Annotated in this window: 22 protein-coding genes and 1 pseudogene; 6 read left to right on the top strand and 17 right to left on the bottom strand. The window is 75.3% G+C overall.

The genetic code is table 11. The features are described 5' to 3' along the window. Nucleotides 1–10: 10 nt before the first annotated feature. Nucleotides 11–2296, bottom strand: a pseudogene (gene ligA, locus AC0GKK_RS21545) (NAD-dependent DNA ligase LigA); the annotation flags it as partial. 154 nt (nucleotides 2297–2450) lie between these two features. Between ligA and AC0GKK_RS21540 the strand changes: the two are divergent. From AC0GKK_RS21540 to AC0GKK_RS21525, 4 genes are read left to right on the top strand one after another with little or no spacing between them, the layout of a single operon-like run. Beyond that, a complete protein-coding gene (locus tag AC0GKK_RS21540) occupies nucleotides 2451–2834 on the top strand; it encodes an ankyrin repeat domain-containing protein (protein ID WP_226369678.1) in 384 nt (127 codons plus the stop codon). Between the two features lie 3 nt (nucleotides 2835–2837). Further along, entirely contained in the window at nucleotides 2838–3236 is a 399-nt protein-coding gene (locus tag AC0GKK_RS21535; RefSeq protein ID WP_489882395.1) for a VOC family protein, read from the top strand. A 9-nt stretch (nucleotides 3237–3245) separates the two neighbouring features. Then, nucleotides 3246–4877 (top strand): peptide chain release factor 3, encoded by a 1632-nt coding sequence (locus AC0GKK_RS21530; protein WP_062397186.1) that lies wholly within the window; start codon nucleotides 3246–3248, stop codon nucleotides 4875–4877. Between the two features lie 4 nt (nucleotides 4878–4881). Next, nucleotides 4882–5766 carry a DMT family transporter gene (locus AC0GKK_RS21525; RefSeq protein WP_405421710.1) on the top strand — a complete coding sequence of 295 codons (885 nt, stop codon included), beginning with the start codon at nucleotides 4882–4884 and terminating at the stop codon, nucleotides 5764–5766. 147 nt (nucleotides 5767–5913) lie between these two features. Here AC0GKK_RS21525 and AC0GKK_RS21520 read toward each other — a convergent pair whose 3' ends face one another. The 5 genes from AC0GKK_RS21520 to AC0GKK_RS21500 all read right to left on the bottom strand — a co-directional run bounded on the left by AC0GKK_RS21520 (nucleotide 5914) and on the right by AC0GKK_RS21500 (nucleotide 8558). Then, a complete protein-coding gene (locus AC0GKK_RS21520) occupies nucleotides 5914–6270 on the bottom strand; it encodes a DUF6506 family protein (protein ID WP_489882394.1) in 357 nt (118 codons plus the stop codon). 114 nt (nucleotides 6271–6384) lie between these two features. Next, nucleotides 6385–6780 (bottom strand): VOC family protein, encoded by a 396-nt coding sequence (locus AC0GKK_RS21515; RefSeq protein ID WP_489882393.1) that lies wholly within the window; start codon nucleotides 6778–6780, stop codon nucleotides 6385–6387. Between the two features lie 189 nt (nucleotides 6781–6969). Continuing rightward, nucleotides 6970–7629 carry an SDR family oxidoreductase gene (locus tag AC0GKK_RS21510; protein WP_489882392.1) on the bottom strand — a complete coding sequence of 220 codons (660 nt, stop codon included), beginning with the start codon at nucleotides 7627–7629 and terminating at the stop codon, nucleotides 6970–6972. Then, nucleotides 7629–7949, bottom strand: a complete 321-nt coding sequence (locus AC0GKK_RS21505; protein ID WP_489882391.1) for a hypothetical protein — start codon at nucleotides 7947–7949, stop codon at nucleotides 7629–7631. The genes AC0GKK_RS21510 and AC0GKK_RS21505 overlap by 1 nt, the downstream gene beginning before the upstream one ends. Nucleotides 7950–8156: 207 nt before the next feature. Next, nucleotides 8157–8558 carry a hypothetical protein gene (locus tag AC0GKK_RS21500; protein WP_308816766.1) on the bottom strand — a complete coding sequence of 134 codons (402 nt, stop codon included), beginning with the start codon at nucleotides 8556–8558 and terminating at the stop codon, nucleotides 8157–8159. 104 nt (nucleotides 8559–8662) lie between these two features. Between AC0GKK_RS21500 and AC0GKK_RS21495 the strand changes: the two genes are divergently transcribed. Then, a complete protein-coding gene (locus tag AC0GKK_RS21495; RefSeq protein ID WP_489882390.1) occupies nucleotides 8663–9442 on the top strand; it encodes an isocitrate lyase/PEP mutase family protein in 780 nt (259 codons plus the stop codon). A 182-nt stretch (nucleotides 9443–9624) separates the two neighbouring features. Here AC0GKK_RS21495 and AC0GKK_RS21490 read toward each other — a convergent pair whose 3' ends face one another. From AC0GKK_RS21490 to AC0GKK_RS21450, 9 genes are all read right to left on the bottom strand, one after another. Further along, on the bottom strand, nucleotides 9625–10659 hold the full coding sequence (locus tag AC0GKK_RS21490) for a uroporphyrinogen decarboxylase/cobalamine-independent methonine synthase family protein (RefSeq protein WP_489884046.1): 1035 nt from the start codon (nucleotides 10657–10659) through the stop codon (nucleotides 9625–9627). Between the two features lie 402 nt (nucleotides 10660–11061). After that, nucleotides 11062–11523, bottom strand: a complete 462-nt coding sequence (locus AC0GKK_RS21485) for a nitroreductase/quinone reductase family protein (protein ID WP_489882389.1) — start codon at nucleotides 11521–11523, stop codon at nucleotides 11062–11064. A gap of 101 nt (nucleotides 11524–11624) precedes the next feature. Beyond that, nucleotides 11625–12086 carry a nitroreductase family deazaflavin-dependent oxidoreductase gene (locus AC0GKK_RS21480; protein ID WP_489882388.1) on the bottom strand — a complete coding sequence of 154 codons (462 nt, stop codon included), beginning with the start codon at nucleotides 12084–12086 and terminating at the stop codon, nucleotides 11625–11627. Between the two features lie 332 nt (nucleotides 12087–12418). Then, nucleotides 12419–13501, bottom strand: coding sequence for a tRNA 2-thiouridine(34) synthase MnmA (gene mnmA, locus AC0GKK_RS21475; RefSeq protein WP_489882387.1), 1083 nt, complete (start codon nucleotides 13499–13501; stop codon nucleotides 12419–12421). Nucleotides 13502–13504: 3 nt separating this feature from the next. Next, on the bottom strand, nucleotides 13505–14713 hold the full coding sequence (locus tag AC0GKK_RS21470; protein WP_251784014.1) for a cysteine desulfurase family protein: 1209 nt from the start codon (nucleotides 14711–14713) through the stop codon (nucleotides 13505–13507). Nucleotides 14714–14780: 67 nt separating this feature from the next. Next, the gene (locus AC0GKK_RS21465; protein ID WP_489882386.1) at nucleotides 14781–15890 is read right to left on the bottom strand and encodes a lysophospholipid acyltransferase family protein; all 1110 of its coding nucleotides are present in this window, start codon (nucleotides 15888–15890) and stop codon (nucleotides 14781–14783) included. Continuing rightward, entirely contained in the window at nucleotides 15887–16663 is a 777-nt protein-coding gene (locus AC0GKK_RS21460) for a GNAT family N-acetyltransferase (RefSeq protein ID WP_489882385.1), read from the bottom strand. Before AC0GKK_RS21460 ends, AC0GKK_RS21465 begins: the two co-directional genes overlap by 4 nt. Nucleotides 16664–16849: 186 nt before the next feature. Further along, nucleotides 16850–17797 carry an electron transfer flavoprotein subunit alpha/FixB family protein gene (locus tag AC0GKK_RS21455; RefSeq protein ID WP_224401611.1) on the bottom strand — a complete coding sequence of 316 codons (948 nt, stop codon included), beginning with the start codon at nucleotides 17795–17797 and terminating at the stop codon, nucleotides 16850–16852. Between the two features lie 45 nt (nucleotides 17798–17842). Next, nucleotides 17843–18628: an electron transfer flavoprotein subunit beta/FixA family protein gene (locus AC0GKK_RS21450; protein ID WP_405415473.1), complete on the bottom strand. Its 786-nt coding sequence runs from the start codon at nucleotides 18626–18628 to the stop codon at nucleotides 17843–17845. A gap of 400 nt (nucleotides 18629–19028) precedes the next feature. Here AC0GKK_RS21450 and AC0GKK_RS21445 point away from each other — a divergent pair, with 400 nt between their 5' ends. Further along, nucleotides 19029–19325, top strand: coding sequence for a hypothetical protein (locus AC0GKK_RS21445; protein WP_161152870.1), 297 nt, complete (start codon nucleotides 19029–19031; stop codon nucleotides 19323–19325). A 7-nt stretch (nucleotides 19326–19332) separates the two neighbouring features. Here the strand turns inward: AC0GKK_RS21445 and AC0GKK_RS21440 are convergent, their stop codons facing one another. After that, nucleotides 19333–20745: a phytoene desaturase family protein gene (locus tag AC0GKK_RS21440; protein ID WP_489882384.1), complete on the bottom strand. Its 1413-nt coding sequence runs from the start codon at nucleotides 20743–20745 to the stop codon at nucleotides 19333–19335. A 22-nt stretch (nucleotides 20746–20767) separates the two neighbouring features. Continuing rightward, entirely contained in the window at nucleotides 20768–21538 is a 771-nt protein-coding gene (locus tag AC0GKK_RS21435; protein ID WP_073578461.1) for an SDR family NAD(P)-dependent oxidoreductase, read from the bottom strand. Nucleotides 21539–21614 lie beyond the last annotated feature (76 nt).

Below are 21614 nucleotides of genomic sequence, written 5' to 3'. Positions count from 1 at the left end.
TGTCGTACTTCGAGCCGGGCGCCTCCCCCGCGACGACGAACGCCGTCTTCTTCGACACCGACCCGGCCGCGCGCCCGCCGCGGGCCATGATCGCCTCCTTGGCCTCGTCGCGGGACCAGTTCTCCATCGAGCCGGTGATCACGATCGAGAGGCCCTCCAGGAAGCGGGGCACCGAGTCGTCGACCTCGTCCTCCATCGCGACGCCCGCCGCCCGCCACTTCTGCACGACCTCGCGGTGCCAGTCGACGGAGAACCAGTCCCGCACCGCCGCCGCGATGGTCGGGCCCACGCCGTCGACCCCGGCGATCGGGGCGAGTGCCTCGGCCACCGCCTTCGCCCGGGCGCGCGCGGCCGCCCGCTCCTGCTTCGCGGCCTCGGCGGCCGCGGCGTTCTCGTCGGCGTTCTCGTCGGCGTTCTCCGCGCCGTCCACGCCCTCGGCGCCGTCCACACCCGTGGCGCCGTCCACTGCCTGCGGGGAGTCCGCCGCCCCGGCGGCGGTCGCAGCCTCCGCCTCCGCGGTCTCGACGTCGCCGGCCGCCTCGGCGGCGGCACCCTCGGCCGTCGGCGCCGCGGCCTCGGCCGCGGCGTCGTCCTCCCCCGCCGTCCCGTCGGAGACGATCGCGACCCCGGCCGCCTCGGTGTCCGCCCTCGCCTGCGCCGCGGCGCGTTCCAGGGCCTCCATCGACCCGAACTCGCGGCCCAGCGCCTGCGCGGCGGTCGGCCCGACGTGGCGGATCGACAGTCCCACCAGCACCCGCCACAGCGGCCGGTCCTTCGCCGCCTCCAGGTTCGTGAGCAGCTTGCGGCCGTTGACCGTCAGCTCGCCCTTCTGGTTGCGGAACAGCTCGGTCCGCAGCAGGTCGTCCTCGGTCAGGGCGAACACGTCACCCTCGTCGGTCAGCACGCCCGAGGTCAGCAGCGCCACCGCGGCCTCGTAGCCGAGCCCCTCGATGTCGAACGCGCCGCGGCCCGCGACGTGGAACAGCCGCTCCCGCAGCTGAGCCGGGCAGGAGCGGGCGTTCGGACAGCGCCGGTCGACGTCGCCCGCCTTCTGCTGCACGAGCGCGGTGCCGCACTCGGGACAGTGCGTCGGCATCACGAACTCGCGCTCGGAGCCGTCGCGCACGTCGGTGACCGGGCCCAGCACCTCGGGGATCACGTCGCCCGCCTTGCGGATGACCACCCGGTCGCCGATCAGCACACCCTTGCGGCGCACCTCGTCGGCGTTGTGCAGGGTCGCCATCTCGACCGTGGACCCGGCGACCTTCACCGGCTCCATCACCGCGAACGGGGTGACCCGGCCGGTGCGCCCGACGTTGACTCGGATGTCGAGCAGCCGCGTGGTGGCCTGCTCCGGCGGGTACTTGTAGGCGATCGCCCAGCGCGGGAACCGGGAGGTCGCACCGAGTCTGCGCTGCAGCGCCACCTCGTCGACCTTCACGACGACGCCGTCGATCTCGTGCTCGACGTCGTGCCGGTGCTCGCCCCAGTGCTCGACGTACTCGATCACCTTCTCGATGCCCCGCAGCACGGTCGTGCGCGGGGAGATCGGCAGGCCCCAGGCGACCAGCGCGTCGTAGGCGTGGGACTGGGTGTCGGGGGTGAACCCCTCCCGCTTGCCCAGGCCGTGGCAGATCAGCCGCAGGTTGCGCGAGCCGGTGACCCGCGGGTCCTTCTGCCGCAGCGATCCGGCCGCGGTGTTGCGGGGGTTCGCGAACGGTTCCTTGCCCGCCTCGACCAGCGAGGCGTTGAGCCGCTCGAAGTCCTCCAGCCGGAAGTAGACCTCGCCCCGGACCTCGACGAGCCCCGGCACCGGGAACTCGTCGGTGCCGGTGAGCTGCTCGGGCACCTCGGCGAGGGTGCGCATGTTGAGCGTGATGTCCTCGCCGGTGCGCCCGTCACCGCGGGTCAGCGCGCGGGTGAGCCGCCCGTCGGTGTAGAGCAGGTTCACCGCCAGTCCGTCGATCTTGAGCTCGCACAGGTAGTGCAGGTCCTCGCCGACCTCCTTCGTCACCCGCTCCTGCCAGGTGCGCAGGTCCTCGGGCGAGAAGGCGTTGTCCAGCGACAGCATCCGCTCGAGATGGTCGTGCGCGGTGAAGTCGGTGGAGAACGTGCCGCCGACGCGCTGGCTCGGCGAGTCCGGCGTGACCAGCTCGGGGTGCGCCTCCTCCAGCGCGAGCAGCTCGTGCCACAGCTCGTCGAACTGGCCGTCGGAGACGACCGGCGCGTCCAGCACGTAGTACCGGAACTGGTGGTCGGCCACCTCGGCCGCCAGCTGCGCGTGGCGCTCGCGGGCCTGTGGGTCGTCGGACTGGGAGCTCACGACGCGCAGGTTAGCGGCGACCCCCGACAGCCACCCGGCGCCGAGGGTTCCCGGACGGGTGGCGGCCCGGGTCCGGTACCGCGGTCGCCGCCCGGCGGGGTGGCCGCGGCACCCCTACCGTGGCGGGGTGGACCAGGCCGCCGTGGAACTCGCGCACCGGATGTTCGACCTGGCCCGTGAGGGTGCGGCGGAGCAGCTGGCCGCCTACCTCGACGCGGGCGTCCCGGTCGGCCTGACCGACCCCAAGGGCGACACCCTGCTGATCCTCGCCGCCTACTACGGCCACGACGCCGTCGTCGCCGACCTGCTGGCCCGCGGCGCGGCGCCGGACCACACCAACGACCGCGGCCAGACCGCGCTCGCCGCCGCGCTGTTCGCCCGGTCGGCGCCGTCGGTGACCGCGCTGCTCGCCGCGGGGGCCGACCCGCACCACGGCAGCCCGTCGGCGTGGGCGACCGTCGAGCACTTCGACCTGCCCGACATGCGGGCGCTGCTGGAAGCGGGGGCCTGAGCAGTGCTGCGGCCGGGGTTCCCGGTCGTCGGCGTCGCCGACCTCGACCGGGCCGCCGCGTTCTGGGCCGCCGCGCTGCACCTGCAGGTCTCCGAGGAGTGGGCCAGCCCGTCCTGGCGCACCCTGACCGGCCCCGGCGGCGACCGGGTACTCGGCCTGGTGCGCAGTGCCTCCCCACCCGAGCCGAGGCCCCGCCTGCACCTGGACCTCCTGGTCGACACCACCGACGAGCAGGAGGCCGAGGTCGCGCGGCTCGGATCGCTGGGGGCGACCCTGCCCGACCGGGACGGCTACCCCGCCGAGCCCGACTTCGTCGTCCTGGCCGACCCCGACGGCAACGTGTTCTGCGTGGTCGACCTGAGCCGGGCGCCGTCGTCGGGGGCTGTCGGTGGCGGCGCCTAGAATGCGGGTGTGAGCACCACCGAGAGCGACGCCCGGCAGCCCGGATCCGCCACCGACGCACGCGTCGTCGGCGAGACCGCCCGCCGGCGCACGTTCGCGGTGATCTCCCATCCCGACGCGGGCAAGTCGACCCTGACCGAGGCGCTGGCGCTGCACGCCGAGGTCATCGACTCCGCCGGTGCGGTGCACGGCAAGTCCGGCCGCAAGGGCGTCACCTCGGACTGGATGGAGATGGAGCGCGCCCGCGGCATCTCGGTGTCCTCGGCGGTGCTGCAGTTCGCCTACCGCGACTGCGTGATCAACCTGCTCGACACCCCCGGCCACGGCGACTTCTCCGAGGACACCTACCGGGTGCTCGCCGCCGTCGACGCCGCGGTGATGCTGCTCGACGCCGCGAAGGGCCTCGAGCCGCAGACCCTCAAGCTGTTCGACGTCTGCCGCTCGCGCGGCGTCCCGATCGTCACCTTCGTCAACAAGTGGGACCGGCCCGGCCGCGAGGCCCTGGAGCTGCTCGACGAGGTCGAGCAGACCATCGGCCTGCGCCCGATGCCGCTGACCTGGCCGCTGGGCATCGCCGGACAGTTCAAGGGCCTCATCGAGCGCACCACCGGCGAGTACACCGCGTTCACCCGGGCCGCCGGCGGCGCCACCAAGGCCACCGCGCAGGTCGTCGACGCCGAGACCATCGCCGCGCAGGAGCCGGAGTACTGGCAGAACGCGCAGGACGAGCTGGGCCTGCTCGACGAGATCGGCGCCGGGTTCGACGAGGAGGGCTTCCGCTCCGGCAAGGCGACCCCGGTGCTGTTCGGGTCGGCGCTGTCGAACATCGGCGTCGCCCGGCTGCTCGACTCCCTGGTCGACCTGGCCCCGCCGCCCGCCCCCCGCCCGGACGTGAAGGGCGACGACCGCCCGCTCGAGGCGCCCACCTCCGGACTGATCTTCAAGGTGCAGGCCGGCATGGACAAGGCGCACCGCGACCGGATGGCGTTCCTGCGGATCTGCTCGGGCCGGTTCGAGCGCGGCATGGTGCTCACCCACGCCGCGACCGGCAAGCCGTTCGCCACCAAGTACGCCCAGTCGGTGTTCGGCGCCGAGCGCAAGACCGTCGAGGAGGCGTTCCCCGGCGACATCGTCGGCCTGGTCAACGCCACCGCGCTGCGCCCCGGCGACACCCTCTACGCCGCCGACCCGGTCGAGTTCCCGTCGATCCCGGCGTTCGCCCCTGAGCACTTCGCGGTGATCCGCGCGAAGGACGCGGGCAAGTACAAGCAGTTCCGCAAGGGTATCGAGCAGCTCGGCAACGAGGCGGTCATCCAGATCCTGCGCTCGGACCTGCGCGGCGACCAGGCGCCGGTGCTCGCCGCGGTCGGGCCGCTGCAGTTCGACGTCGTCACCACGCGACTGGAGACCGAGTTCAACGCCCCGGTCACCCTGGACCGGCTGCCGTACCAGATCGCGCGCCTGGTCGACGCCGAGGCGGTCGAGAAGCTGGCCGGGCAGTCCGAGTGCGAGGTCCTGCGCCGCGACGCCGACGGCGAGCACCTCGCGCTGTTCACCAACAAGTGGCGGATGGACATCATCCAGCGCAAGTTCCCGGACATGCGGTTCGAGGCCATGCCCGCCGGATCGTCGATCTCCTGATCCGCTGAGCACCGTCGCCGCGGTCGGCGCCGCGCTGCTGTCGGCGCTGCTCTTCGCGCTCGCCGCCGTCGCCCAGCAGACCTCGGCGTCGGCGGACCCGCACGACCGCGGCACGGCGATGCTCGCCCGGCTGGTCCGCGACCCGCGCTGGCTGGCCGGGTCGCTCGGCGACACCGCCGCGTTCGCGATGCAGGCCGTCGCGCTCGGGTTCGGGTCGCTGCTGCTGGTGCAGCCGCTCATCGTGACCCAGCTGGTGTTCGCGCTGCCGCTGGCCGCGTGGTGGGCCGGGCGGCGCCCGTCGCGCCGCGAGCTGGTCTGGGCCGCGGTCCTGGTGGTGGCGCTGGTGCTGTTCGTGACCGTCGGCGAGCCGACCGCCGGGGTCGACCGGGCGGGCCTCGCGGCCTGGGCGCCGACCGGATCGGTGCTGCTCGTGCTGTTCGCCGCGTGCCTCGTCGCGGCCCGGAGCGCGACCGGCACCGCCCGGGCGCTGCTGCTCGCCGCGGCGACCGGGATCGCCTACGGCGTCGTCGCCGCGCTCACCCTCGGTGTGGTCGACACGCTGTCCGACGGGCTCGTCGCACTGCTGACGTCGTGGGAGACCTGGGCGCTCGCGGTCGCCGTCGTTGGGGGCACGCTGCTGCAGCAGACCGCGTTCCAGGCCGGCGCGCTCGGGGCCTCGCTGCCGGCGGTGGTCGTCGGGGAACCGGTGGTCGCGGCGGTCGTCGGGGTGACCGTGCTCGACGAGCGGCTGGCCACCGGCGGGGCGGGGTGGCTGCTCGTCGCGGTCCTGGTGGTCGTGCTCGTGGTGGCGACGGTCGCGCTGGCGCGGGCGAGCGCCGAGCCCGGCGAGCGGTCAGGGGTCCTCGACACCGGCGAGCAGGCGTCGTAGCAGTCCGTCGAGGAGGGCGCGGTCGTCCGGGCCGAGCGGGCCGAGGATCCGCCGCTCGTTGTCGACGTGGTCGGCGACGGTGGGGCTGCTGCCGCGCGCCGACCCTGCTGGAAGTGCGCCGACCCGCTCGGCCCGCGCTCCGGCCCCTCACCCCGCGGGCGCGGCACCGGTCGACGCGACGGCCGCCGCAGCGGCCGCGGTCGCGTACGCCGCGGCGGCCGGGATTTGGTCGGCGCCGAACACGACGTGCCCGACGGCGGCGCGGTCCCCGACGGCCGCGGCGACAGCGGCGACGTCGCCGCTGCCGAAGCCGCCGCACAGCTCGACCAGGGTGACCCGCTCGTCGCGGACCAGGTCGGCGGCGACGGCGGGCGCGTCCGCGGTCGACGCGACGGCGACGACCATCGAGCGCTGCCCACCGGACTCGAGCACGAGGCGGTCACGCGCGGGGTCGGCGCCGGGGTGCTCGAACAGGTAGGCCCAGCGGGCCGGTCCGGTGGTCATGGGCCCATGCTCGGAGCTGAACTCCGCTCCAGGTCAAGCACCGTTCGGGCACATCCGCTCCACCGAGGACCCCGCGCCCGCCCACGGGCCCGGTGGCCGGGCGTCGTAGCGGGGTCACGAGGCGAGGTGGAAGAACTCCAGCGCGTTGCCGTCGGGATCCTTGAACGACAGGGCCAGGCCGTAGTCGGCCTCGACGATCCCGTCATGGGCGATCCCGACCGAATCCAGGTGGTCGCGCCACTGCTCGATCTCCGCCCGGTCCGCGACGCCGAACCCGACGTGGTCCATGCCCGGCCGCTCCGGGGCGAACGCGTCACCGGCGTCGACGGAGTCGTGCCGGGTCAGGCCCAGCAGCTGGCCCGAGGGCAGCGCGAACACGCGGCGGTGGAACGGCCCGTCGGACAACGTCATCGCCGGCTCGGAGCCGATCAGCTTCGAGTACCAGGGCTCGCTGACCTTCAGGTCGGTGACCGACAGGGCGAGGTGGTGGATGGCGGGGAACTCGGGCACGGGACGACCTCCGGATCGCATGGCGGGACGGGCATGTCCCGGGTTCCCGTTCCACCCGATGATCAATCGGGCACGACCGTTCTGCGGGCCGCGCCGCACCGGCTCCCGAACCGACGCGGCGCGCCCGCCACCCGACGCGGCGGGGTACGGCGGGCGGGGCACGACAGAGCCGGAGCCACAGGGCTGGGGTCAGCCCGCCGCGTCGGCGGGGTCGCCGTGGCGTACGTGCACCGGCCACGCCCCGGCGGGCAGCCGGTGCAGCCGGGCGTAGTGCTCGGCGATGTCGTCCGGGTCGTAGGCGGTTCCCGGCGCGACCGGCCCGCACACGGTCACGGTCGCCGACCGCACCCCCCGCGGCCCGAACTCGGCGTCGAGCAGCTCGGCCAGCGCGCGCAGCCCGGCCGCGCCCAGCGACAGGCTCGTCAGCTGCGGCAGCGGGTGCGGCATGCCGGCCGTCATCAGGTAGCTGCCGCCGTCCCCGTCGGCCATCGCCGGCAGCAGCGCCGGGGCGGTGGTGACCGCGCCGCCGACGTTGACCGCCCAGGTGTCGAGCAGCGTGGCCGCGTCGAGCCCGGTGACGGTGTCGGAGCGGATCACCCCGGCGTTGTAGACGACGACCTCGGGCACCCCGAGCCGCGCGACCAGCTCGTCGAGCGCGGCGCGCAGTGCGGCCTCGACGGCGACGTCGGCGGTGACACCGGCCGCGCCGTCGGGCAGGTCGTCGAGCAGGCCGTCCACGGTGGACGACGAGCGGGCGAGAACGCCGACCGGATGCCCGGTGGAGGCGAAGCGGCGGGCGACGGAGCGGCCGATGCCCGGCCCCGCGCCGACGACGAACACGGCGGCCATCAGTCGGGCAGTTCCGAGGCGGACCGCATCCCGGTCACCGCGACCGCGTTCAGGTCGCCGCGCTGCGCGCCGAGCTCCTGGCAGGCGCGGCGGCGGAGCCCGTTCACCGGTCCCGTCGGGCGGTGTGCGGCGAGCCCGTGCCACGGCCGGAACGCGATCGGGTCGTCGGCGGGGACCCGGTGCCACGGCGCGTGGGTGTGCTGCGGCAGGAACGTCGGCGTCGCGACGGTGACAGTGGTCGCAAGCCCGCCGGAGGCGCCCGGCTCGTGCACGTCGGGCTGCCGCCGTGCGACGGCGTCGGTGCAGGGAATCGGTGGCACACCACCGGTTACCCCGTGATCAGGTCGCCCATCCCCCGACACCGGCACGAGCTGCCCGTCACGACGTCGCCGGCCGCCGACGACGGCGCGAGGGCGAGCTCGGCGCCGTGCTCGCGCATCGAGGCCCTCACCTCCGCCGGGCGACGCGCCCTGCCGACCGTGCCGCGCTGGCCCCGCGGTGATCGGGCCGGGCGGTCGGCCCGCATGTCAATCGATGTGGCAGACGTCCGGCGCACAGGCCGGCGTGGTGTCGGTGCCGTCGAGCGGGGCGGGTCCCGGTCCGGTGACGGCGAGGATCACGAAGGCGGCCAGCCAGATCAGCCCGCCGGCCAGCCCGGCGATCGACAGTCCCGCGGCGGAGATCGCGGTGCGGGACCGGCCCGGGCAGGCGCGGACCGCGCCCAGGGTGCCGAGCACCAGACCGCCGATGGTCAGGACCACCCCGGCGGAGGCGAGGGCGAGACCGGCGACGGTCAGCGGCGACACCGCGGACAGCGCGATCGCGACGGCGACGAACACCGAGCCCAGCGCTCCCAGCACGAGCGCGGACGACCCGAGGCCACCCCGCGGGGCGGTCGGGTGTCGGGTGTCGGACCGGTCTCGGAGCACGGCACCAGAATCGGGGTCGGACGGCCCTACCGCTGTCAGGGACACGACAGTTCCTCAGTTCTGGGTACGCGGCGGCGATCCCGGAACCGCCCTACGGTGACCGCATGACCTCCACCGCCGAGAAGGCCACGAAGCTGCAGGAACTGCACGCCGCGTCCGAGCTGCTGCTCGTCGTCAACGTCTGGGACGCGATCACCGCGAAGGTCGTCGCCGAGACGCCGGGCACGAAGGCCCTGGCCACCGCCAGCCACGGCATCGCCGCCTCCCGCGGCTACGAGGACGGCGAGAACATCCCGCGTGACCTGATGATCGCCGAGGTCGGGCTGATCGCGAAGGTCGCGGGCGACCTGCCGGTCACCGCGGACCTGGAGGCCGGCTACGGCGACCCGGGCGGCACCGTGGCCCGCGCGATCGACGTCGGCATCGTCGGGGCGAACCTGGAGGACCAGGTCAAGCCGCTCGCCGACGCCGTGAAGGCGGTCGAGGCGGCCGTGGCCGCGGCGGAGTCGGCGGGCGTGGACTTCGCGCTGAACGCCCGCACCGACGCGTTCCTCAAGGCCGGCGACAAGGACCCCGAGGCCGTACTGGCGGACGCGATCGAGCGCGGGAAGGCCTATCTCGACGCCGGCGCGTCGAACTTCTTCGTGCCGGGCAAGCTCGACGAGACCCAGGTCGGACGCCTGGTCGAGGCGCTCGGTGAGCGCCGGGTCAACCTGATCGGCATCCCCGGGTCGATCCCGTTGAAGCGCGCGCAGGAGCTGGGCGTCGCCCGCGTGTCCTACGGCCCGTGGAGCCAGAACGTGGCGCTGACCGCGCTGGAGGACCTCGCCACCGACGTCTACGCCGGTGGTGGCCTGCCCGAGGGCACCCGCAAGCTGAACTGAGCGGCGACCGGCCCGGCGCCACGCTGCGCCGACGGGTCACTCCCCGCCGCGCAGTGGTCCCTCCGCCGCGCGGTGATCCGCCCGGCGCGCGCGTCCGGACACGCGCGCGGAGCGGATCACCGCGCGACGAGCGGATCAGCTCCGGGGGTCGCTGCATCCCTGGGGGGCAGAGCGCGTGGAGGTCACCGCTCGTCGGCGGGCGGTACCTCGTCGGGGTCGGCGAAGGCCTTCCCCAGCTCCCGGGACAGGGCGAGCGCACGGTGCGCCCAGGCCGGGGTCGCCCCGGCGAGCCCGCAGGCGGGCGTCGGGACGGCGAGCCGGGCCAGCCGCGGCCGGTCGAAGCCGAGCCGGTCGGCGAGGTCGTAGCCGATGCGGGCGAGGTCGCCGACCGCCGGTTCGCGGGCCGGCGCGGTGCCGGGGAGCAGCCCGAGGAACAGCGGGATGCCGCTGTCCCAGGTCTCGCCGATCGCGTCGAGCGCGCGCGGCTCGGCGGTGGCCCCGGCGAACGCAGGCCGGGTCGCGTCGATCCCGACCGCGGCCGCACCGGTCCCGGCGAGCAGCCGGATCGGCGGGCGGTCCGCGCAGCAGTGCACGACGACCGGGGCGTCGATGCCGGCGATCAGGTCCCGGAGCAGGTCCTGGGCGTCCGGCGCGGCGATCGAGCGGACGGTGCCGTAGCCGGACGCGGTCGGCAACGACCCGGCGAGCACGGCGGGCAGGCCGGGCTCGTCGAGCTGGACGACGACCGTCGCCCCGGTCCGCTGCGCCACCTCGGCGACGTGGGCGCGCAGCCCCTCGGTCAGGCTGGCGGCGAACTCCCGGACGGCGCCGCCGTCGGTGAGCACCCGGTGCCCGGCGGCGAGCTCGACCGAGGCGGCGAGCGTCCACGGGCCGGCGACCTGGACCTTCACCCAGGACGGGCGGATGCGGTCGCAGGCGTCGTCGAAGGCGTCCAGGTCACCGGACATCAGGTCGCGGGCGCGGCGCAGGTCGCGCCCGGAGCGGGCGGTGACCCGCCAGCCGGTCGGCACGACCTCGACGGCCAGGTCCACCAACAGCCCGGCCGTGCGGCCGACCATGTCCGCGCCGACACCGCGGGCGGGCAGCTCGGGCAGCGCCGGGAACTCCGGGTTCTCGCCGGTGACCAGCGCACACGCCTCGCGGACGTCGGTGCCGGGCAGCGAGCCGACGCCGGTGCCGACGCCCGCGGGCCACAGGGCGCGGGGCGCGGCGGGCTCGGCGGGGGCGTCGTCGACGACCTCGATGCGCGGCGGGGGCGGGAGGGTCTCACCGGGACGCACGTCGCCGAGTCCGGCGGCGGCGAGCGCGGCGGCCAGCGGGTCGGTGGGGTCCGGGACGGTCACCCCCCCAGTCTCCCCCGTCACTCCGGACCGCCGCGGCCGACCCCGGGCCCGCGGGGCGGCGCAGGATGGGCGGACATGATCGGCGGGAGTGGAGTGCAGGACACAGTGCTCTGCGCTCCACGCTCCACTTCCGGCGATCACCACCGGGGCGGCGCCGGAAGGGGACCACAGGATGGACACCGCACGGGCGGCACGGGGCCGGCGCTGCGGGCGGTCGGTCCGCAGGGGCCGGCACAGGGCTGTCGGCCCGCGAGGTCAGAGCTCAGGCGGTCGGTGCAGCGCGAAGACAGGGTGCCGCCGAGCCGCGACGGCGAGCGCGGCGTCGGTGGAGGCGGGACCGACGTCGTCGAACAGCATCCCGGCGGCCCGGCCGAGTCCGCGCACGTAGGCGCGCAGCACGGGGACGGCCGCCGCGGCGTCGAGCTCGACGGCCGACACCGGCTCCGCTCCCCCACGACCGCGCAGTTCGGCGCTCCCGCCGGCCGCGCGCAGGTTGAGGACCCAGTCGGTCTCACCGCGCGGCGAGATGAGGTGACGGGTCCCGTCGAGCAGGACCGGGGTCAGCGGGACGGTGCGGATCCTGCCGCTGCGCCGGCCGCGGACGGCGAGCACGGCGGTGTCACCCGGGTTGATGCCGCGCTGGGCCAGGGCTCCGACCAGCGGGTTGAGGACGCGGCGCACCAGCAGGCCGGGTGCCCGGTAGTCACGCTCGCTCATCGCGACAGCCTCTCACCGATCACGTCGTCCGTCGCTCCGGTGATCCCTCCTCCCGGAGCCCACGGCGACCGAGGGGGCGCTCCCGGCTCCGCGGAGAAGGATCATGCGGCCAGGACGAAGATCGGGTGGCGGTGGGCGACGGCGGCGAGCTCGGCGTCGGACGAGGCGGCGTCGACACCGTCGAAGAACGCCCCGACCTCCCAGGCCCAGCGACGCAGGTACTCCCGCAGCACCGGGACGACGGCGGCCGGCTCGGTCAGCTCGGTCGCGGCCACCCGCTCGGTGCGACGGCCGACGGTCAGCTCCGCCTCCCCCGCGACGCGCAGGTTGCGCACCCACTGGGTCTCACCGCGCGCGGCGACGAGGTAGCGGGCGCCGTCGTGGCGCAGCGGGTTGACCGGCGTGGTTCGGACCTCGCCGGAGCGGCGGCCGCGGACGCCGAGCACCGCGGAGCCGGCGAGCGGGAGGCCGAGCCGGGTCAGCCCGGCGACCAGGGGGTTCATCACCCGGCGGGTGATGCGGCCGGGGGCGAGGTAGTGGGACTGAGAGCGCTGATTCGTCATGAGAGCAGTGTTCACTATCCGTCGCACGAAAGCAAGAGCAGTGCTCTCGTCGGGTCGGCGCGGCGGGCAGGTTGCGCCGAGATGCAGGTCAGCGGGCTCGAACGGCTCCGCGCAGCCCGCTGGGGTGCATCTCGGCGCAGAGGCGATGCCGGACCAGGCCACTCGCGGCGCCGGCGGGCGCGGCGTGCTCCGGGGCAGGCGGCCGCGGCCGGCCGGGCCCGGTCCCCGTGCACGCGGTCCCGGCCCGGGCTGACGCGATCAGGCGGAGGCGGGTCGGGAAGGCCGCGACCGGACGGGCCCGGGGCCGGTCAGGCGCCGCCGGGTGACCTCGGTCAGGCCGTCCCGGTGATCGTCGCCGACCCCAGGACGACGTCGCCGTCGTCGTCGGGGCGGTAGAAGGCGACGGCCTGCCCCGGGGCGACACCGCGCAGCGGTTCGGACAGCTCCACCTGCACGGCGGAGTCGAGCGGGGTGACGGTGGCGGGTGCGGTGCCGCCGTGCGCGCGGACCTGCACGACGCAGCCGAACGGTGCGTCCGGCGCCGCGCCCGAGGTCCACACGGGGGTGCGCGCGGTGATCGCGGTGACGTCGAGCGCGGCCTCCGGCCCGACCCGCACGGTGCCGCTGACCGGCTCGATGCCGAGCACGTAGCGGGGGCGGCCGTCGGCGGCCGGCCGGTCGATCCCGAGGCCCTTGCGCTGCCCGACGGTGAAGCCGTGCACGCCGTCGTGGGTGCCGAGGGTCTCGCCGGAGGCGGCGTCGACCAGCGCGCCGGGAGTGGTGCCCAGGCGGTCGGCCAGGAAGCCGCGGGTGTCGCCGGTGGGGATGAAGCAGATGTCGTGGCTGTCGGGCTTCCCGGCGACGCGCAGCCCGAGCCGGGCGGCCTCGGCCCGGATCTCCGGCTTGGAGGTGTCGCCGACCGGGAACATCGCGTGCCGCAGCTGGTCGGCGCGCAGCACCGCCAGGACGTAGGACTGGTCCTTGCCCGCGTCGGCCGAGCGGCGCAGTACCGGCCCGGCCGGGTCCAGCCGCGCGTAGTGGCCGGTGCAGACGGCGTCGAAGCCGAGGGCGAGCGCCCGGTCCAGCACGGCCGCGAACTTGATCTTCTCGTTGCAGCGCAGGCAGGGGTTCGGGGTCTCCCCGGCGGCGTAGGCGGCGACGAAGTCGTCCACGACGTCGCGGGTGAACTCCTCGGACAGGTCCCAGACGTAGTACGGGATGCCGAGGACGTCCGCGGCGCGGGCGGCGTCGCCCGCGTCCTCCTTGGAACAGCAGCCCCGTGACCCGGAGCGCATGGCCTCCCGGGTGCGCGACAACGCGAGGTGCACCCCGACGACGTCGTGTCCGGCGGCGACCGCCCGCGCGGCGGCCACCGCGGAGTCGACGCCGCCGCTCATCGCAGCGAGGACCCGCACGGCTCAGCCCGTGACCGAGGCGGGGGTGCGACGGCTCGCGTTGCGGGCGCGCTCCACGACCGACCCGATGGCCCCGGCGACCGCCGCCACGTCGGCGGAGGTGCTGGTGTGCCCCAGGGAGAAGCGCAGCGACCCGCGGGCGGTGCACTCGTCGGCGCCCATCGCCAGCAGCACGTGGCTGGGCTGGGCGACGCCCGCGGTGCAGGCCGACCCGGTCGAGCAGTCGATGCCGTGGGCGTCGAGCAGCATGAGCAGGCTGTCGCCCTCGCAGCCGGGGAACGACAGGTGCGCGTTGCCGGGCAGCCTGCCGGGACCGCCGTCGACCCGGGAGTCGGTGGTGTCGCCGTTCAGGACCGCGTCGGGCACCTCGGTGCGCACGACGCGGACCAGCTCGTCGCGCAGCCCGGCCAGGTGCACGCGGCGGCGCGGCGCGGCGGCCACCGACTCGACGACGGCCGTCGCCAGCCCGGCCAGCGACGGCACGTCCAGGGTGCCGGAGCGGACGTCGCGCTCCTGGCCGCCGCCGTGCAGCAGCGGGGTGCAGGTGACCTCGCGGCCGAGCAGCAGCGCGCCCGCGCCGTAGGGGCCGCCGAGCTTGTGCCCGGTGAGGGTGAGGGCGTCGGCGCCGCTCGCGGCGAAGTCGACGTCGAGGACGCCGACGGCCTGCACGGCGTCGGTGTGGAACGGCACCCCGAACTCGTGGGCGACGGCGGCGAGCTCGCGCACCGGGTTGACGGTGCCGACCTCGTTGTTGGCCCACATGACCGAGACCAGGGCGTTCCCGTCCGGGTCCTCGGCGAGCGCGGCGCGCAGCGTCTCCGGGTGGACGCGGCCGGTCGCGTCGACCTCGAGCATCCGCAGCCGGGCGCCCTCGTGGGTGGCCAGCCACTCCGCCGCGTCGACGACCGCGTGGTGCTCGACGGCCGAGACCAGCACCCGGGTGCGGCGCGGGTCCGCGGCCCGGCGGGCCCAGAACAGGCCCTTGACCGCGAGGTTGTCGCTCTCGGTGCCGCCGGTCGTGAACACGACCTCGGACGGGCGCGCGCCGACCGCCTCGGCGATCCGCTCGCGCCCCTCCTCGACCGCGCGCCGGGCGCGGCGGCCCGACGAGTGCAGCGACGACGCGTTGCCGGTGCGGCCGAGCGCGTCGCTCATGGCGGCGACGGCAGCCGGCAGCATCGGTGTGGTCGCCGCGTGGTCCAGGTACGTCATCGGCCTCCAGGGTAGACCCCGTCGTGACAGCGGTGCGTGCCGAACCCGTCGTGGACGACCGTCCGTCTCACACGGCCGTGGCGGTCGTGACCGGTGGCGGGTGACGGACCCGGTCGCGGGCGCGGGCGGCCAGCGCGCGCCGGTCGGTGTGCGGGCCCGGCTCGACGAGCTCGCCCACGGTGACCTCGCAGACCAGGCCGGGCAGCCGCAGCACCCGGCCGACGGTGTCGCCGAGGGTCTGTTCGCCGACGAACGCGGCGGCCGTCGTCGGCCGGCCGTCCGGGGTGGTGATCGCGACGGTGACCGGCCGGACCGGGGCACCCGCGTCGATCGCGGCCTGGAACGGGGCCCGTCGATAGTCCCCGGAGATCGCGCCGCACCACGTCGTCGCCTCGGGGAAGACACCGACCAGCGTGCCGTCCCGCAGCGCGTCGGCGCAGGTCGCGACGGTGCCGGGGAGTCGGGACAGGCCCTCGCGGTGCACGAACAGGGTCCCGATGCGGGCCGCGAGCGCGCCGATCAGCGGCCAGTCCCGGACCTCCCGCTTGGCGAGCATGGTGACCGGGCCGATCGCACCGAGCGCCGGGATGTCGATCCACGACGTGTGGTCGGCCACGACCAGCGCGCCCCGCCCGTCCGCGGGCGCGAGCGGCCCGCCGCGCACGACGAGCCGGACCCCGGCGGCGCGGAGCACCGCGCGGTGCAGCGCCCGCAGGACCGGGTCCAGTGCCCGGGCGCCGAGCAGCGCGGCGGCCGGGACGACGGTCACGGCCACCGCCAGCACCGAGACCAGCGCCGCGGTACGGCGGGCCAGGCGCAGCGTGCCGGTCGTCGCGCGCGGGGGCAGGCACTCCTGCGGGGTGCACGGCGACCAGGCCGCCCACGGCCCGCCGGGACGCCGCGACGCGGGCGGTGCCGGCGGGTGCGTGGGGTGGTCGACGAGCGGGTGCACCGGGGTCCGCAGGGCGGCGCGGGCCGGGTGGTGCACGGCGCCACGGGGGTCCCCCACGACAGCCGGGACGACCGGGGCCGGCGGGGCTCCTGGCGGAGCGGACGACAGCACCGCGGCCCCGGCGGACGGGGCGGGGACGGTGGAGGCACGGCCGCGCGGCCGGAACCGGCGGCGCGGGCGGAGGGGCGCGCCGGCGTCGCCCTCCGGCCCGGCGGCGACGGTCATGCGCCCGTCACCCCGGCGGCGTCCTCGCCCAGGAAGAAGCGCAGGTAGCGCTGGTCGATGTGGTCCATCCCCAGCAGCACCGGGAAGTCCGCGACACCGAAGTCCGGGTCGTGCGCGGGCGGCCCGCACACCCAGGTGTTCAGGCGCAGGTAGCCGCGCAGCAGCGGCGGGATGCCGCCGCCCCGGCCCGCGGGGGCGCCGGTCGGGTCCCAGGGGCGGTGCGGGACGGTGCGGTACTCCTCGGGCGCGAGGTGCTTCGCGCGGACCCGGTCCCAGACCGCGGCGGCCCGGGTGCCGCCGTCGGCGAGGGAGACGCTGGCGCAGCCGATCAGCCAGCGGTGCCCGGTGAGCAGCATGTAGCGGGCGAGCCCGGCCCACACCAGCCCGACGACGGCGCCGCCGCGGTGGTCGGGGTGCACGCAGGAGCGCCCGGTCTCGACGATGCCGGGGCGCAGCGGGTCGAGGTTGGTGAGGTCGAACTCGCCGTCGGCGTAGAGGCCGCCCGCGGCGCGCGCCCGCTGCGGCGGGAGCATCCGGTAGGTGCCGACGATCTCGCCGGTGGCGTCCTCGCGGACCACGAGGTGGTCGCAGTGGGCGTCGAAGCGGTCGACGTCGCGGCCGGGGACGGGGCTGTCGAGCCGGGCGCCCAGCTCACCCGCGAACACCCGGTGCCGCAGCGCCTGCGCCGCGGCGACGTCGCCGTCGTCGGTCGTGAGGAGCAGGGAGTACCGCCGGGCCGCGGTCTCCGGGGTCGAGACGATCACCTGGTTCACACCCGGCTTGGTACCGGCCGGGTGCGACACCCGGGCGGTTGCGGACCGACACGCCGGTGGCGTCGGGGTGAACGGACCCGGACAGGTGTCGTCGCAGGCAGGAGCGGGTGAACAGGCCCCGCACACACGACGACGCCCGGGTGCAGGCGGCACCCGGGCGTCGACGCGGTGGAGGACCGGAAGGGGTCAGCCCTTGCGCTTGGCCACTTCCTCCTGCAGCTGCGGCGCGACCTTGAACAGGTCGCCGACGATGCCGAAGTCGGCGATCTCGAAGATCGGCGCCTCCTCGTCCTTGTTCACCGCGACGATCGTCTTCGACGTCTGCATGCCGGCGCGGTGCTGGATCGCGCCGGAGATGCCGAGGGCGATGTAGAGCTGCGGCGAGACCGACTTGCCGGTCTGGCCGACCTGGAACTGCGGCGGGTAGTAGCCGGAGTCGACCGCGGCGCGCGAGGCACCGACGGCGGCACCGAGGGAGTCCGCCAGTCCCTCGACGACGGTGAAGTCGTCGGCCGAGCCCACGCCGCGCCCACCGGAGACGATCACGGTCGCCTCGGTCAGCTCCGGACGGGACCCGCCCTGGATCGGCTCGCGGCCGGTCACGGTCGCGGCACGCCCGGACGGGGCCGGGACCTCGACGGTCTCGCGGGCACCCGCACCTGCGGCGGCCTCGATCTCGATCGAGCCCGGACGCACGGTGATGACCGGGTGCTCGGTGTTCGACTTCGCCTCGGCGGTGTAGGCACCACCGAAGATCGAGTGCGACACACCGTCGGCCGAGACGCCGACGACGTCGGACAGCAGCCCGGAGTTCGTCCGGACGGCGAGCCGACCGGCGACCTCCTTGCCGTTGCCGGTGGCCGCGAGCAGCACCGCGGCCGGGGACGCCGACCCGATGAGCGACTCCAGGACCGTCGTCTCCGGGGAGAGGAAGTCGGTGGAGTCGGTCTCGGCGACGTAGATCTTCTCGGCGCCGTGCTCGGTCAGGCCGTCGGCCAGCTTGTCCGCGGTGCCCGCGGGACCGACGACGACCGCCGACGGCTCGCCCAGCGCGCGGGCGGCGGTCAGCAGCTCGTAGGTGGTCTTCTTGATGTCGCCGTCGACGTGGTCGACGAGGACCAGAACCTCAGCCATGATTCTCTATCTCCAAACGAAGAGGGAAGCCAGGAAGAACCGGGGTCAGATCAGCTTCTGGCCGACCAGGAACTCGGCGATCTTCGCGCCGCCGTCGCCCTCGTCGGTGACCTTCTCGCCGGCCTGCTTCGGCGGCTTCGGCGACGCGGAGACGACCGAGGTCAGGGCGTTGGCCAGACCGACCTCGGAGGCGTCGATCCCGGCGCCGGCCAGGTCCAGGGTCTGCACCGGCTTCTTCTTCGCCGCCATGATCCCCTTGAACGAGGGGTAGCGCGGCTCGTTGGACTTCTCCCCGATCGACACCACGACCGGAAGCTCCGCGGTCAGGTGGGTGACGCCCTCGTCGGTCTCCCGCTTGGCCGTCACCGTGGTGCCCTCGACCGAGAGCTCGTTGGCGTGGGTCAGCGACGGCACACCGAGCAGCTCGGCGATCATCGCCGGGACCGCGCCGATCTGGCCGTCGGACGCCGAGTTGCCCGCGATGACCATGTCCCAGCCGTCCACGGTGCCGATCAGCTTCGTCAGCGCCTTCGCGGTCTGCACCGCGCACGAGCCGTGGACGGCCTCGTCCGACAGGTGCACCGCGGAGTCCGCGCCCATCGACAGGGCCTTGCGGATCGCGTCGGTGGCCCGGTCCGGGCCCATGCACACGACGACGACCTCGGAGCCGTCGTGCGCCTCCTTCAGCAGCAGAGCCTGCTCCACCGCGCGCTCGTTGATCTCGTCGATCACCGCCTCGGCACCCTCACGGTCGAGGGTGTGGTCGGAGTCGGACAGCTTCCGCTCCGAGTAGGTGTCGGCCACCTGCTTCACCAGGGTCACGATCTTCATAGGACCTCTTCGACCTCCTGCCGCGGCGGCCTGCGCCCACGCGCACACCGCGTCGTCCTTCGTCGCGTTCCGGTCCCGGTCGTCCCGGGTCCGGATCGTCTCGCGTCACCGTGACGGTGCTGCGCCGCGCGCTCTCGGTCGGAGCGGGGGTGGGCCGCGGCGTCGCGCCCGTCGTAGCCGGTGACTCTGCCATTGCTCGTGCCGTAACGGCACGCCGTGCCACTGTGACGTTCATTGTTACCAGCGAGTAGCGTCCCGGCAAACCGGGGCAGGTCGTGACCGTACTCACGCGCGGCCCTCCTCACCTGGTGCGCGCACGAGGTCACACGCCGCAACCCCTGATCGGGGGTCCGGTTTCGCTACCGTCGGCACCTCGCGCACTCGGCAGGAGGGAGCCGTCGTGCAGGTGACGGGGTTCGACGACCGTCTGGGGACCGGCTACGTGCTCAGCACGGGGCCGCACGCCGACGAGGACGTACCGGGCAGCCGGACCGTCGAGCACGGCGGTCGCACCGTCCGGGCCACCGACGGTCTGGCCGCGATGCTGGAGGACGCGCTGGTCCACCGGCCGACCACCCGTCTGGGGTGGGGCGGGCCGGAGGTCCCGCTGACCCTGGACGACGCGACGCTGCTGGCGTGGCTGCGCCAGGACATCGGCGGGGTGGTGGCCGTCAGCGGGGAGCCCGAACCCGTCTGAGCCGCCCTCAGCGGCCCAGGTGGGCGAGCGCGCGACGCGCGGCGTGCGCGCCGCACATCCCGTGCGCACCCGGGCCGGGTGGCGTCGCGGCCGAGCAGAGGAAGTGGCCCGGCGCCCCCGTGTCGTAGGGCTGCAGCGTCGTGCGCGGCCCGAGCAGCAGCTGCCGCAGGTCCTTGGACCCGGTCAGGATGTTCCCGCCGACGAAGTTCGGGTTGCCCGCGAACGCGGCCGGGTCGGTGACCATCGTGCCCACGACCCGCTCCCGGAACCCGGGCGCGAACCGTTCGATCTGCGCGGTGACCGCCTCGGTGGCGTCGCCGGTGTACCCGCGGGGGACGTGCGCGTAGGCCCACACGGGGTGGACGTCGCCCGCCGACCGGGACGGGTCGGCCAGGTACTGCTGCCCGACCAGGACGAACGGCCGCTCCGGCATCCGGCCCGCGTGCACCTCGCGCTCGACGAGTGCGTTCTCCGCCGCCGACCCGACGACGTGCAGCGTCCCGGCCCGTCGCGCGTCGGGATGCGTCCAGGGCACGCCGCCCGCCACCGCGTAGTCGACCTTGAACGCGGCCGGGCCGTGACGGAAGCGCCGGTAGGCCCGCGCGACCCGTGCCGGCAGCCGGTCCCCCAGCAGGGCGGGCAGCCGGTCCGGGCCGACGTCCCACACCACGACGTCCGACGGCGGCAGCTCGTCCGCCGTCCGCACGTGCACCCCGGTCTCGACCTTCGCCCCGTGCTCGGCGAGCACCGCGGCGAGCGCGTCGGAGATCGCCCGCGACCCGCCCTCGGCGACGCCCCAGCCGTGTCGGTGCCCGGCGGTGAACAGGCCGAGCCCGATCGCCGAGGACAGCGGCCGGTTCAGCGGCCGGAACGCGTGCGACGCCGACCCCAGGAACAGCGCCCGTCCGCGCTCGGTGCGGAACGCCCTGGCCAGCACCTCCGCCGGGAGCACGGTGGGAGCACCGAACCGGGCCAGCAGCAGCGGGTGGCGCGGGATCCGCACCAGCGGGCCGAGGAAGTCCGGGGAGAAGGTGTCGTAGTCGCGCACCGGTCCGGTGAACAGCGCACGCCACAGCGTGCCGTCGGCCCCGAGGCCGGCCGCGGTGCCGGCGACCGAGCGGACCAGGACGCCGGCGTCGCCGCCGTCGAGGGGGTGGGCGCAGTCGACCTCCGGCAGCCGCCACCGCAGCCCGTACCGGTCCAGGCCCAGCTCCTCGAGCACCGGCGAGCCGACGGCCATCGGGTGCACCGCCGAGCAGTGGTCGACCAGCAGCCCCGGGACGATCGCCTCCACCGTGCGGGTGCCGCCACCGATCTCGTCGGCGGCCTCCAGCACGGTGACCGCCACCCCGGCGCGGGCCAGCAGGGCCGCGGCCACGAGCCCGTTCGGCCCGGATCCGACGACGGTCGCGGTGGTCATGGCGTCCTCCTGGGGTACCGGGTCAGAGCAGCGACGCGTCGAGGCCGCCGTCGAGGACGAGCCCGCTGCCGGTGCAGAAGCGGGACCGGTCGCTCGCGAAGAAGAGCGCGGCCTCCGCGACGTCGTCGGGGGTGCCGTAGCCGCCCTGCTTCTGCTCGATCAGCCCGTCGAAGCCCCCGGCGGGCAGGCCGAGGGCGGCCTCGAAGCCGGGCCGGGCCGACGTCACCAGGTCGGTGTCGACGAAGCCCGGCAGCAACGCGTTGACCCGCACACCGTACGGCCGCAGCTCGGTCGCCGCGGTCCTGGTCAGGTTGACCACGCCGGCCTTGGCCGCGGCGTAGTGCCCGATCAGCGGGGAGCCCGCCGTCGCCGTGACCGAGGCGAGCGTGACGATCGTGCCGCCACCGGAGGCGATGATCGCGGGCGCGGCGTAGCGGATCGACAGGAAGACACCGTCGAGGTTGACCGAGGTGACCTCCCGCCAGTCGGCGAGACTCATCTCCAGCAGCGGCTGCGGGCGCCCGACCCCGGCGTTGGGGACGAGGACGTGCAGCCCGCCGTGCCGTTCGACGGTGTGCGCGACGAGCTCCTGGACCTGCTCCTCGTCGCGGACGTCGCAGGACAGGTGCGTGGCGTCCGGGATCTCCTGCGCCGTGCGCCGGGCGGCGTCGCCGTCGATGTCGGAGACGACGACGGTCGCCCCCTCCTCGGCGAAACGCCGGGCGATCGCCCGGCCGAGGCCCTTGCCCGCGCCGGTGACGAGCGCGACGCGGCCGTCCAGTGCGTCTCCCATGTCGTGTCCCTCTCGTCGTGCGGTGTCGGTCCGGCGGGACGGGCGGGCTGCGGTGTCTCCGCCCGTCCCGCCGGGT

The sequence above is a fragment of the Pseudonocardia sp. P-1 genome (assembly GCF_058111925.1).
The sequence above is the reverse complement of the archived record's forward strand: the minus strand, read 5'-3'. Positions and strand labels throughout refer to the sequence as shown.